We start from the raw sequence: 13485 nt of genomic DNA, 5'->3' as shown, positions 1-13485 counted from the left end.
TTTTTGCAGTTCGGGATTTTCACTTCGATCTGGGCTAAGACAATCAGTGATTTATAACCCAGATTCGTGCAATTAAATTAGCGTTTATTTTACCGCTGGTTTATTCAAAAGAATGGGCTCTCCAAAACCAATCTGTTCTAGCTTTTTCAATTGCGTTTCAGCATCGCCTACCACTAAATAAATCATTTTATCAGCATTCAAATACGTCTCCGAAAGCTTTTTTAGTTCTTCAATAGTGATATTTTTCACAATGCTTTCTTGTTGTTTTGCATAGTCATCAGAGTAGTTGTAGTTACTGATATCATAAAGCATTTCCAGTTTTGCAGAAAGCGTTTCAAATGCTCTGGCATTACTTTTTATTAAGTATCCTTTAGTTACTTCAAGATCATTCTCGTTGAAATTTTTCCCATATTGCGCTACAATTTCTTTTATCAAACTAACGGATTCAGACGTTACATTTGAACGTACACCACTAGAAATAGTAAATGGACCTTTATTAACAGAACCATTAAATGAAGAATTGATACCATAGGTATATCCTTTTTCTTCACGTAATTTTTGCGTTAATTGTGAGGCAAAACCACCACCACCTAAACGGTAATTCATGATTTGGACTGGATAAAAATCAGTATCAGTAGCGGCAAGAGCTGGATAACCAATTCGGATTGCAGATTGTTTTGCACCTGGAACATCATAAAAATAAATTTTGGATGCCGCTACCGTATTTGTAGCTGCTATTTTAGGAACAGTAATTTTTTTAGCCTCCCAGTTTTTATTTAAAGTCGCTAATGAATTAGTCACATCTGTTTTTGAAATAGCACCAACAATTTGAAAATCAGAAACAGACGGAGCAGTATTTTTAGTGTAATAATTTATCAAATCATCAATAGTAATACTGTTTACAGCGTTTTCGGTACCGATGCGGTTGTTGGATAAAATAGATTCTTTTCCATAAATTAATTTCTTGAATTCATTTCTTGCAATACTATTTGGATCAGCTTTTTGTTGTAGAATTTGGCTTAAAGTACTTTGTTTGATCAAATCAAATTCTTTGGTGTCCCAACGGGGTTGCAACACTATTTCCTGAATTAATGCCATAGTTGCATTGTAGTTTTTTGCCAGTGCATTTCCTGAAATGAAGATGGCTTCATCTGTTGCATACGCTTTGATTGTGGCTCCAAGACTTTCGATAGCATTTTCCAGTTGCTCTGGAGTTTTGTTTTTTGTACCTTTTGTCATCAGTTTAGATAGCATAGTTGAAACACCTATTTTATCGGTATTTTCAAGTAACATTCCGCCTTTAATCTGCAATTGAAATTGAACAAGAGGAACTTCATGGTTTTCAATCCCAAAAACGTTTAAACCGGATGACAACTTACTTTTCCACACCGATGGTAATATTACATCAGGGCTTTCTCCATAAGCCGGCTCTACGCTTCGGTCAAATTTAGAAGGCGTTTTATCATACGTTGCAACAATGCTGGCATCAAATGAATCTTCTTTGCCTTCGATGATTTTTTCCTCAACTACGGCTGCTAGTAAGGAACGATCTAAAATTAAATTTGCCTCTCCTTTTGGAACAAAACTAGTGGCCACAAAATGTTTTCCTTTGATGTATTTTTGATACACGCGCATTACATCTTGGGTAGTTACCGCAAGGATATTTTTAACATCTTGATTTATATAATCCGGAGTTCCTGCAAAAATTTCATATTGCGCCAGTTGAAATCCTTTTCCTAATACACTGGATAGATTTGTGTAAAAAGCAGTTTCTTGTCCCGCTTTAATTCTATTTAAATCCTGTTGAGAAATTCCTTCGGCTTCAAAGTTTTTAAAAGCTTCGTTTACGCCATTCATTACGTCATTCAAATTTGTTTTTTCAAAAGCAGTAACACTCAACATATACTGACCCGCTATTTCTGAATTGTATTGGAAAACGTCAGTGGCATCGGTTAATTTTTTGTCTTCTACGAGGGTTTTGTATAAAGGTGCTTTTTTACCTTTTGAAAGATAACTGGCCAAAACTTCCAAGGCATAACTGTCAGGATGGTATTCGTAAACAGAAGGCCATGTTAGTGTTAATTGTGGTAAACGGGCAAAATTATCTTCATAATATAGTTTTTTAGTTTCTGTCAATGTTACGGACTGCTTCTCCATTTTAGGAATAGTTTCTCCACGTTTTATTTCTCCAAAGTATTTTTCGACCCATGCTTTGGTTTGGTTCACATCGAAATCACCAGCTATAGTTAGCGTAACATTGTTTGGTACATACCAGCGATTGTAGAAATTTTTTACATCTTCCAATGTGGCATTTTGTAAATCTTCCAAGGAACCAATAACTTCCCAGCTGTACGGATGCGTTGCCGGGTATAAATTTTTAGAAATCACAGAAAAGCTGTGTCCATAAGGTCTGTTGTCATAGCTCTGTCTTTTCTCATTTTTAACTACTTGTTTTTCTTTGGCTAGAACAGGTTCCGTTACAGTGTTGATGAAATAGCCTAATTTATCAGCTTCAGCCCAAATCATTTTTTCTAATGCGTCTTTAGGTACGGTTTGAAAATATTCGGTACGATCTCTATTAGTTGAGCCATTGGCACCAGCCCCACCAATACGGGCACTCATTTTATCAAGTCCTCCTTTACCCAAGTTTTCAGATTCCAAGAAAAGCAAATGTTCAAATAAATGCGCAAATCCGGTACGACCCACTTTTTCTCTCGCAGATCCCACATGGCTTGTCAAAGCAACAGCAACAACTGGGTCAGATCGATCAATATGTAAAATTACATGCAGTCCGTTTTCTAGGGAGAACTGTTCAAATTCTACTTTAAATTCTTTTGATTTATCCGTTTTACTTTGATTTTGAGAATAAGAACTAAATGCAGTAAAAAGAATGAAAGGAAGGATTAAAAACTGGATTGACTTCATTGTTTTATTTTTAAAATTGGAGTTCGTAGTTATTTATTTAAACTAATTTTTTGCTACCGATAACGAAATTAAGAAAATAAAAATAATAAATCTCTAAATTGTAAGAAGTTAAATTTAAAGATTTGTATTAAATTTACGACTTGATTTGATACCGTTCATCTGTATAAAATACGATTTTAATATTTGAATAAAGGGATTCGAATCCATTGATTTTTCTAATCAGAACAGTATTATTCAAGTTTAATAAAATCTAAGAAGCTTAGGTATTTAGGTTTTTTTAACCATAAATGAATATAAATATGAACATAGATTTCCCCCAAAATACCATCTTAGAAGACGAAACTGTTTTACTGCGCCCATTACAGGAATCAGATGTTGAAAATCTATTGGAAATTTCCATTAATGAACCTGAGACTTGGAAGTATTCCCTAGTTCAGGCAAATGGAAAAGAAAATTTAGAAAAATACATTCAGATTGCGCTAAAAGCCAGAGAAAACGGAACAGAATTTCCCTTTATAGTTTTCGATAAAAAATCAGGGAAATATGCTGGAAGCACCCGTTTTTACGATATTAATTTGGCATTCAAAACCCTGCAATTAGGGTACACGTGGTACGGTAAAGATTTCAGAGGAACCGGACTCAACAAACGCTGTAAATTTTTGCTTTTGCAATTTGCATTCGAAACTTTAGGAACGGAACGTGTAGAGTTTCGTGCAGACAATAACAACCAACGAAGTATTGCGGCCATGAAAAGCATTGGATGTACCGTAGAAGGTGTTATGAGAAATCATATGCCTACATTAGGTAGTGCTATTCGTAGAGACAGTATTATTTTGAGTATCCTCAGAAACGAATGGTTCGATAATGTGAAAGAAAATTTGAAAAATAAATTATAGTAAAATATAAAGGACAAGAGTTTAAATACTGCTGCTTTTACTGTGATTACTTTTATAGTGGTATTTGGAATGTTTCTTACTGGGATTTTTGATTTCATCCATAATTAGTAGTACGGATATACTAATTATAGATGAAAAGAAACACCAAACCGAAACTACATAATCTACATAGGAAATTTTTGTTATAATATAAGAAATGATGATAGAGATACTTAAAATCAACATTTTTTTGATGTTTGAAAATAATGGAGGAGCAACAGTTGCTATGATGTAAAGGATGTCGCCATAACCGCCAAACACTACTGGATAGTTTTGTATGTATGAAATATGGGATCCAATAATTTTTGCTTCAACAGTATATGTGACTAAACAATATCCAAGAAATAAAGAGACTGATAGGCCTACTATAAGCAGAACCAGCTGAAAATTTTTCTCTTCCCTTTCTTTTTCAAGTTTCAGTGATGCTAAAGGAATCCATGAAGGCCATACCACCTGTGCAAAAAACAAAAAGATATAGGTTGAAATTTGTTGCATGGGCACAAAACCGGACTTTGTCAGTGATAGCCATAAAAAGCCCTCAGCAAACTGCTGAACACAAAAAATAATTGGAATACAGGCAAAATAAATTTGGGATGGTTTCTGTACTTTTTTTATTGCCGCAACACTTATTGCTGCAAGAACAATACCCGCTCCAAAACTCGCACTAGCTGAAAAACACATAGGCTTTAATTTATAATGAATAAAAAAGTAATTCTATTAAGAGCGTCAACTGTTGGTTAACCATTCATTAAATCCATACCATTTATGATAGTATCAATTACCAAACCCACCAGGGTGCTTGCAGGACTTCGGCATAAACAACCAAATCAAAAATGGCATGCATTATAATTACAGGGATCATACTTTTTGAATAGTACCTTAAAAATCCAAGAACGATATAAGCCGCAAAAGACCATATGAAAAATTCTACAATGTGTTCTTGCGGTCTTGCTGCCGGAGAAAGAAATAAACAAATTTTGTAAGATGCATGCGCAAAGGCGGCAAATACCACAGCAAAATCTGTATTTATCTTGCTGATCTGACCTTGTATGAAGCCTCGAAAAAATAATTCTTCCATAATAGCAACACTTACCGCCACGAATACAAATGGCCTGATTACCATGGGAAGGATTGGCATTCCCAGACTACCTCTGTAATAAATTGCAGCTGCGATACCCAATTCAAGACCAATAACAACATATACAATTGATTTTAGAGAGAAGAGATCTCTAAATAAAAGTTTGAAGGTTACCGAAGGTGAATCGATGTCACGGCTGATAATAAAAGCTACCATTGCCAAAGGGATAAAAGCTACTGCTTTTAATGGAAAAGGGTAGGTGATCAAATACCCAAATGCCATGATTTCAGCACTACAAACGACTGCATCAAGCACTGCTTTTTTGGTTCGTCTGGATATCGGTTTTGTTTGCTCTAAATGCTCCATTTTTTTTGTTTTTAAAATATTTTTTCAAAAATTTCCTTGGAAAAACTAAACTAAATAAAAATACTGCAGGTATTAGTAAAAGCAGCCAGCCAGAACCCATACAAGCTCCGGTATTAGGAACAATGATGGAACCGGGCAAACTCTTTTTCAGCGTTTGAACATAATTGCTGTCCGTCTTATTTCTGTCGGGAACTGACAGATATCTTAATTCTTTCAGTGCATAAAGGGATTGCTTGTCCGTTATCGAGTCTATTATTACGAGTCCCCTGAGATTGTGTAATTGTTGCAATGCTTTTAAGTTTTTTACGGAATCACTTCCTTTTAGTTCCAGCACTTGTAAATTGGACAATTGTGCGGTAATGGTATCAAACTGTTTTTGGGAGGTGTTTTCAGGAAGTCCCAGCCACCGGATATTTTTATAATTACCAAGCAAATCAATGTTGGTAAAAACACCTGAAACTATCAACACGGACAGTTTTGGGAATTTGTTTTTCAATGCTGCCAAATCGCCGGTGCAACCAAAATTAGTAATAGTAAGTTGCTTGAGATTTTCTAACGGCTTCAAAATGGTATAATCAGAAAGACAGGTGAACAAACTGATGTTTTCCAGTTGGGTGATGTTATTAAAAAAAGAAGCATTCATATATTTAATGTCTCCTCCGTTAATAATGCACTGTTTTAAGGCAGGCATAACGGGCAAAGATTTTGTGACAACGGTATCCAATAAATTTAAATGAAGAGATTCGGTGGTTTTCCAATGTGTCAATAATGGGAATTCATTTTGTTTTAAGGATATTCTTATTAAATGAGGTTTAAAGAAATTAGATTTTTTTATATAATCTTCAACTATAATCCGCGACCCATTTTCTTCAAAAACTAAAGCAGTATTAGGTTTTAGATGTGCTATTTTTTTTAAATAAGAAATATAACTCGTAGGAATTTTTGATCTGAAAGCTATGGTTTCCAAGTTATCAACAGTGCTATTTTTCATTTTTTGAAACCAAGGAATAAGATTTTCGTTATTCCCGATGATAATGGTATTTACTTTTCCGTTTACTAAAACAAGAGAATCATCGGAATCATCAATCTCTAAAGAATCATTTGTTACCTCATTAAAAGAAATGGTAAGATCGTTAAACCCTAATACATCTCCTTTTTGGGCAAGTAAAGCCCCATAATTTTTTTCATTGGAAGGAAATTGAACGAAATCATAATTTTTTGAAAAGTTTATAGCATTGCCTTTCCCAAAAAGCTTTACGACAGCAAAACGTTGTTCTCCTTTAAATTGATACATAACCCAAAATAATCCGGCAAGCAATACAATCACGAGTACAATGGATAACCAGCTAATTTGTTTTGGTTTATTACTTACACGGTCTTTAAAGGTGTTCATAACGTAGTGGTTTATGTATTTATAGCTTGATTAGTAACATGGAGAATGAATTTTACGTGCTTATTATCTTTATTTTATTATTGTAAAACAGATTAAAATGAAACAGGCTATTCGAAAATGGAAATGATCAAAATGATTCCTATAAAATGCAAAGGAGATTAACATCCATCATTTTTGAAACAATTGATTTAACCTATAAGTTAGTTGAGTTTTATGGCGGACTAACTTGTAAACAATAAATAAGATTTTGGGGATAGCAGGATTCTAAAACATTGAATCCTTCATAAAAGCTAAATTAAAAATAAAATTTAACTCTAACAACTGAAAATCAATATATTATAAAATAAATTGATAAAATAAGTTTATGTAAAAAAACAAGCCTCATTTAAAATTACTTAAATGAGGTTGTTTTTTGATGTTATTTAATTTGCTGCGAATAAAGCAATTTGGCCCGTTCTATATCTATTGGTTTGTCCAAATGGATTTCCAGGAAATAATCCAATTGCCATTTTTGGGTTTTCTGAGCCTGTTTGTTTGTTGTGATGTCCCAAGACGGATACACCCGAATAGCCCGTTTTCCTTCTTTCAAATCAGTAGTCAAGATTCCTTGTTGACAAAGCACGGATCTAGGAAATACAAATTGACCAAAATGATCTCCGTAATTGGTATTGATGATGAAAAAATCGATATCATCTGAAAGGCCAAAAGGCTGAATAGGTCCTTTTGCTATTCTTTTCCATAATGTAACAAATTGCCCCACTTTTGTAGGTGTGGTTTTAGCCACACGAAATAGTATTTTTAAGGCATTCAGTTCAAATCGATACGCACCATATTCTTTGCTTTCTTTTTCCAGTACTGGGTTTTTAAGTTCAAAACCACAGGGGTCAAAAACAAGGGTTTTGGTTTGTAGAATGATGTCGGGGATTGGGAGCATGAATTTTTTTTAATTTAGTTTTTTGAAAATATTTTTCACATTTATTCACTTTTGTATAAACCTATTTTAAGGTATGCAAAAAATATTCTTGTTAAGATAACACGGAAATTCTTTTCGCGCCCACAACTATTGGTCAATATAAATCTAAAAAACAATTTTAAAATCATTTTCTAAATTAGCATCATTCTTTTCAGAGCTAAAATAATCTTCAAATTCTAAAAAATAAGAGGCTAATTTGGTTCTAACTTGCTCGGAGAATAAAAATAATTTTCTTCTCCTTTGTTAAACTGACTTCGCTCAATCAGATTGGAAATCTGTCCATTTTTCAACTGATTAAACAATGAGTTTTCACTGTCAATCAACATGAATTTAACTGTAAAACTAAGTGCAACTACTTGTAAATCAGTCATTTTTTTTTCTTTCTTCCAATTCTAGATTTGTATTCTAAATCACAATTCAAAGAACTGATAACTTCTAAAACTTTAAAATAATTTTTCACTATATTTGACATAGATATTGGTTATTTTTAGAATTTAAGATATTGATTTTCAGTATATTAAACTGTATTTAAACGATATTTAAACGATATTTTTATTCCAAATAATTACACCCAATGGGTTATATTAAATGTAAATTTATCAAAATAAAATCACGCTTTAACAGTTCCATAGAGATAAATAAACTCGAAGTAATAATGAAAAAAAATAAATTTTGTTTTTTTAAAATTTTCATGATGATTCTTTTTAGTCAAGTGTTATTATCCCAAACGGGTTTTAATAAATTGGATGAAAAGGGAAGAAAGCATGGAGTATGGAAAGGCTTTTATGAGGAATCGAAAAGACCGAGATACGAAGGGATTTTCTCTCATGGAAAAGAAATAGGTCTTTTTAAATTTTTTGATGATACCAAATCAACTTCGGTAATTGCCACTAGAGAATTCAATGATGTAGATAATTCAGCATATACTATTTTTTATGATCAGAAAAATAATAAAGTGAGTGAAGGTAAAGTGGTTAATAAATTGTTTGAAGGGAAATGGAAGTATTATCATCAAGCTTCAAAAAACATCATGACAACTGAAAACTACAGTAGAGGAAAGTTGGAAGGTTTGCGAACTGTTTTTTATCCTGATGGCAAAATTGCAGAAGAAATCAGTTATAAGAACAATTTGAAAGACGGTATTTATAAGAAATATACCGAGAAAGGGATTGTACTTGAAGAATCCATTTTCAAGAACAATAAATATAATGGTTTAGCAATTTTCAAAGATACTAATGGAAATGTGGTTTCTAAAGGACAGTTTTTAAATGGCAAAAAAATAGGGGTTTGGCAGTTTTTTGAAAAGGAGAAATTGCTTAGGGAATTGAACATGAGTGATCCCCAAAATGCTACAAAAAAACAAGAATAATTAAGTCTCAGATTACGTAAATACTATTGTAAATCTTTTTGTAACTTTGCACCCTTATTAAAATTATAATTTTTTGAAGATGAAGCGTGTTGTTGTAGGGCTTTCCGGAGGGGTAGATTCAAGTGTTGCGGCTTATTTGTTGCAACAGCAAGGCTATGAAGTCATAGGTCTTTTTATGAAAAATTGGCATGATGATTCTGTTACCATTTCAAACGAATGCCCGTGGCTGGAAGACAGCAATGATGCATTACTTGTGGCTGAAAAATTAGGGATTCCTTTTCAAACCGTAGATTTAAGCGAAGAATACAAAGAAAAAATCGTTGACTACATGTTCAACGAATATGAAAAAGGTCGTACTCCAAACCCTGATGTACTTTGTAATCGTGAAATAAAATTTGATGTTTTCATGAAAATAGCTTTGAGTCTTGGAGCTGATTATGTGGCTACAGGACATTATTGTCAAAAAAACGAAATTGAAGTCAATGGAGAAACCGTTTACCAACTTAAGGCTGGCGCCGATACAAACAAAGATCAATCCTATTTCCTTTGTCAATTGTCACAAGAACAATTGGCAAAATCGTTATTTCCTATTGGTGAATTAACAAAACCAGAAGTTCGGGAAATTGCTGCTCAAATGGATTTGATTACTGCCGACAAGAAAGATTCTCAAGGTCTGTGTTTCATTGGAAAAGTACGTTTGCCAGAGTTTTTGCAACAAAAATTACAACCTAAAGACGGAGTTATTATTCAAATTGATAAAAACGATTCGGTTTACAATTCTGAAAAACAAGAAGGTTTGACGTTGGAAGAGGATTTAGCTTTCGATGCAAGAAAAATTCCATACACTCCAGAAATGGGTAAAAAAGTTGGAAAACACCAAGGGGCTCATTATTTTACTATTGGACAACGAAAAGGATTGAATGTAGGAGGAACTACCGATCCTTTATTTATCATAGCTACTAATGTGGTAACCAATACCATTTATACTGGATTGACGAGTCAACATCCCGGATTGTTTAAAAAATCATTGTCTATCGAAAAATCTGAAGTGCATTGGATTCGTAAGGATTTGGCTTTGGCCAATGGTGAAACGATGGACGTTATGGCAAGAATTCGTTACAGACAACCTTTGCAAAAAGCGACATTGCACCAATTTGAAAACGGAATGTATGTTGCCTTTGACGAACCGCAATCCGCAATAACTGAAGGGCAATTTGTTGCTTGGTATTTAGCTGATGAATTAGTTGGTTCGGGAGTTATTTCTTAGTTTAGTACTTTATTTATAAAAAGTTCTAAAAATGCACGTTTTTGCGGAATTTGAAATGTCATGAAGCCGCTATACGGGAGTTAGAAATTTTATAACTTACATATAAAATTAACCATGAAAAAAATCTATTTGCTTGTTTTTTTATTGATTGCATCAACAGGATTTTCTCAAGAAGACGCTTGGATATATTTCAATACGAAGCCCAGTTCTCAATTTTATTTAGATACCCCCTTAGAAATGCTTACTCAAAGAGCTTTGGATAGGAGAACCAATCAGAATATCGTTTTAGACTTTAAAGATGTTCCTATTGAGGCGTCCTATGTGAATCAAGTAAAAGCGGTTGTAGGAATTACTGTTATGGCAAAATCCAAATGGTTGAATGCTGTTCACGTTCGTGGGACACAAGCAAATATAAATTCATTGAAAACATTTTCGTTTGTCAGTAAAGTCGATTTTGCGGATAAATCACTCAATCAAACCGGTAAAATAGCGAAGTCTTCAAAAATTAAAAAGGTAAATAAAAGTAAGAAAACCAAAATTGATTACGCTTACGGAACGTCTGCGAATCAAATCCAGATGCTTAACGGACAATTACTGCACCAACAAAATTATACCGGTTTAGGTAAAATAATTGCGGTTATTGATGCAGGTTTTCCAGGGGTTAATACAGCGCAACCTTTTCAAAGATTAAGAGATAATAACCAAATTTTAGGAGGTTATAATTTTGTTTTAAGAAATCCGGATTTTTACACTGGAGTTTCACACGGAACATCAGTACTTTCTTCAATGGGTGGCTATAAAGAAAATTCGTTAGTAGGAACAGCTCCTGACGCTTCCTATTATTTATTTATCACCGAAGACGATACTTCCGAAAACCCTGTTGAGGAATCACTTTGGGTTGAAGCTGCAGAAAGAGCTGACAGTTTGGGAGTGGATATTATCAATACGTCTTTAGGCTATTTTGAGTATGATGATGCCGCTTACAATCATACTTATAGTGAAATGAACGGTACAACTGCGTATATGTCGCGTGGGGCTGAAATTGCATTTAGTAGGGGTATGATTGTGGTGGCATCTGCAGGAAATTCAGGTTCTTCATCTAATCCACATATTGCAGTGCCTGCTGATGCAGTATCGGTAATTGCAGTAGGAGCCGTAAATGCTTCAGAGACATTGGCATCATTTAGTTCCATAGGACCTTCTTTTGATCAAAGAATAAAACCGGATGTCATGGCAAAGGGACAAGCAGCAATAGTATCAGATGCTGCGGGAAATATTGTGACTGCTAATGGAACTTCTTTTTCCAGCCCTATTATGGCAGGAATGATTGCTTGTTTATGGCAGGCAAATTCTGGCAAAACTAACCAAGAAATTAGGGAACTAGTAATTAAATCTGCAGATAGATTTGCAATTCCTAATAATCAATATGGGTATGGTATTCCAGATTTTGGTTTAGCTGTGAGCAATGGATTATCACTTGACACTTTTTCGAAGAATGATTTTATACTTTATCCGAATCCGGCAAGTGATTTTATTTCAATTTCATTACCACTAAGTATTGATAAAGCAAGGGTTGCCATTTATTCTATTTCAGGTCAAAAAGTGGTAGATAAAGAAATCACAACACAATCGGCCAGTATTTCATTGAAAGCATTGAGTAAAGGAATGTATATATATAAAGTGGAATCCAATTCTTTTTCTAAAAGCGGAAAAATTATAAAACGTTAACATTCTCAATAATACATGAATAAAATAACGGAACTTTTCAAGATTAAATACCCAATTATTCAAGGAGGAATGATTTGGAATAGTGGCTATAAATTAGCTAGTGCGGTTAGTAATGCAGGAGGTTTGGGATTGATAGGAGCAGGTTCTATGTATCCTGAAGTCTTGCGGGAGCACATTCAAAAATGTAAAAAATCAACTTCAAAACCTTTTGGAGTAAATGTTCCGATGTTGTATCCGAATATCGAAGAAATAATTAAAATTATTGTTGATGAAGGTGTAAAAATCGTTTTTACATCGGCTGGAAATCCCAAAACATGGACTTCTTATTTGAAAGAAAACGGTATAACAGTAGTACATGTGGTAAGTAGTTCTGTTTTTGCGTTAAAAGCACAAGATGCAGGTGTTGATGCAGTGGTTGCCGAGGGATTTGAAGCAGGGGGACATAACGGAAGAGAGGAAACCACTACGTTTACTTTAATCCCAATGGTGAAAGAAAAAATTAAAATTCCGTTGATTGCTGCCGGTGGAATTGCAACTGGTCGCGGAATGCTTGCTGCAATGGTATTGGGAGCAGATGGAGTTCAGGTTGGAAGTAGATTTGCAGCATCAGTAGAATCTTCTTCACATGAAAATTTCAAGAAAACTATTATAAACGTAAAAGAGGGCGATACTCAATTGACCTTAAAAGAACTCGCACCAGTTCGATTGATTAAAAATAAATTTTATCAGGATGTTCAGCATTTATATGAACAATGTGCAACAAAAGAAGATTTAATCGGTTTATTAGGAAGGGCGAGAGCAAAACGCGGGATGTTTGAGGGGGATTTAATCGAAGGAGAATTAGAAATCGGTCAAATAGCAGGGCTAATTCACGAGATTAAACCAGCTGGAGACATCATTCAGGAAATGATAGCCGATTTTGAAACAGCGAGAAAAGAAGTGATGAATTTTGATTTTTAATTTATAAAGAATGACGAAGAGAAAAATATATATAATATTGCTTTTTTTGGTTTTAGGACTGCAACATTCATATGGTCAAAACTATAAGTTTAAAACGTCGGGCTTTAGTGTTTTAGAAAAAAATGAAAAAGGGAAATGGGGAAAGTGGTCTGATCTGAATTTGGTCAATATTTTAGTCTCCTTGGATACCAATAAAAATAGAATTGTGGTTTATTCCCAAATCATTCAACTGTTTGAAATTATTGATTATCAACCTACAGAAGAGAATGATACTGATATTGTTTATTCGTTTACTTGTAAAGATAATGAAGGAGTCGATTGTACTGTTTCTATAATTACGAGAAAAAAACAGGATAATAGGAAGCAATTGTATATCAATTATGAAGATCGGATTATTGTGTATAATATCTTCAATATGTAAATAAAATTGCTCCAATAGACTGCCCCAAAAAGTCAGACATTATTTGGGAGCAGTTACAAGCAGTTTTTTT

At 33.8% G+C, this 13485-nt stretch carries 11 protein-coding genes and 1 pseudogene; 6 read left to right on the top strand and 6 right to left on the bottom strand.

The window, feature by feature from the left end; translation table 11 throughout:
- Positions 1-84 precede the first annotated feature (84 nt).
- Positions 85-2925, bottom strand: coding sequence for a M16 family metallopeptidase (locus ACM55F_RS09740; protein ID WP_416853608.1), 2841 nt, complete (start codon positions 2923-2925; stop codon positions 85-87).
- 299 nt (positions 2926-3224) lie between these two features.
- Between ACM55F_RS09740 and ACM55F_RS09735 the strand changes: the two genes are divergently transcribed.
- A complete protein-coding gene (locus tag ACM55F_RS09735; RefSeq protein WP_416853607.1) occupies positions 3225-3821 on the top strand; it encodes a GNAT family N-acetyltransferase in 597 nt (198 codons plus the stop codon).
- A 21-nt stretch (positions 3822-3842) separates the two neighbouring features.
- On the opposite strand, the gene ACM55F_RS09730 is transcribed toward ACM55F_RS09735, so the two are convergent.
- The 5 genes and pseudogenes from ACM55F_RS09730 to ACM55F_RS09710 form a co-directional block, all read right to left on the bottom strand.
- Positions 3843-4541: a DUF6629 family protein gene (locus tag ACM55F_RS09730; protein ID WP_416853606.1), complete on the bottom strand. Its 699-nt coding sequence runs from the start codon at positions 4539-4541 to the stop codon at positions 3843-3845.
- Between the two features lie 97 nt (positions 4542-4638).
- Entirely contained in the window at positions 4639-5304 is a 666-nt protein-coding gene (locus ACM55F_RS09725) for a CPBP family intramembrane glutamic endopeptidase (RefSeq protein WP_416853605.1), read from the bottom strand.
- Positions 5246-6697, bottom strand: a complete 1452-nt coding sequence (locus ACM55F_RS09720; RefSeq protein ID WP_416853604.1) for a hypothetical protein — start codon at positions 6695-6697, stop codon at positions 5246-5248. The genes ACM55F_RS09725 and ACM55F_RS09720 overlap by 59 nt, the downstream gene beginning before the upstream one ends.
- A 418-nt stretch (positions 6698-7115) precedes the next feature.
- Positions 7116-7631 (bottom strand): MepB family protein, encoded by a 516-nt coding sequence (locus ACM55F_RS09715; RefSeq protein WP_416853603.1) that lies wholly within the window; start codon positions 7629-7631, stop codon positions 7116-7118.
- A 198-nt stretch (positions 7632-7829) separates the two neighbouring features.
- A pseudogene (locus ACM55F_RS09710) lies at positions 7830-8142 on the bottom strand (IS982 family transposase); the annotation flags it as partial.
- A 219-nt stretch (positions 8143-8361) separates the two neighbouring features.
- Here ACM55F_RS09710 and ACM55F_RS09705 point away from each other — a divergent pair.
- From ACM55F_RS09705 to ACM55F_RS09685, 5 genes are all read left to right on the top strand, one after another.
- Complete coding sequence (locus tag ACM55F_RS09705) at positions 8362-9039, top strand: toxin-antitoxin system YwqK family antitoxin (RefSeq protein WP_416853602.1); 678 nt, start codon at positions 8362-8364, stop codon at positions 9037-9039.
- 79 nt (positions 9040-9118) lie between these two features.
- The gene (gene mnmA, locus ACM55F_RS09700) at positions 9119-10306 is read left to right on the top strand and encodes a tRNA 2-thiouridine(34) synthase MnmA (protein WP_416853601.1); all 1188 of its coding nucleotides are present in this window, start codon (positions 9119-9121) and stop codon (positions 10304-10306) included.
- A gap of 114 nt (positions 10307-10420) precedes the next feature.
- Positions 10421-12034 carry a S8 family peptidase gene (locus tag ACM55F_RS09695; protein WP_416853600.1) on the top strand — a complete coding sequence of 538 codons (1614 nt, stop codon included), beginning with the start codon at positions 10421-10423 and terminating at the stop codon, positions 12032-12034.
- A gap of 15 nt (positions 12035-12049) precedes the next feature.
- Positions 12050-12994, top strand: a complete 945-nt coding sequence (locus ACM55F_RS09690; protein ID WP_416853599.1) for an NAD(P)H-dependent flavin oxidoreductase — start codon at positions 12050-12052, stop codon at positions 12992-12994.
- Between the two features lie 10 nt (positions 12995-13004).
- Positions 13005-13415 (top strand): hypothetical protein, encoded by a 411-nt coding sequence (locus tag ACM55F_RS09685; protein WP_416853598.1) that lies wholly within the window; start codon positions 13005-13007, stop codon positions 13413-13415.
- The last annotated feature ends 70 nt before the right edge of the window (positions 13416-13485 follow it).

This window comes from Flavobacterium melibiosi, assembly GCF_048158545.1.
In the GTDB taxonomy this organism is placed as follows: domain Bacteria; phylum Bacteroidota; class Bacteroidia; order Flavobacteriales; family Flavobacteriaceae; genus Flavobacterium; species Flavobacterium melibiosi.
The sequence above is the reverse complement of the archived record's forward strand: the minus strand, read 5'-3'. Positions and strand labels throughout refer to the sequence as shown.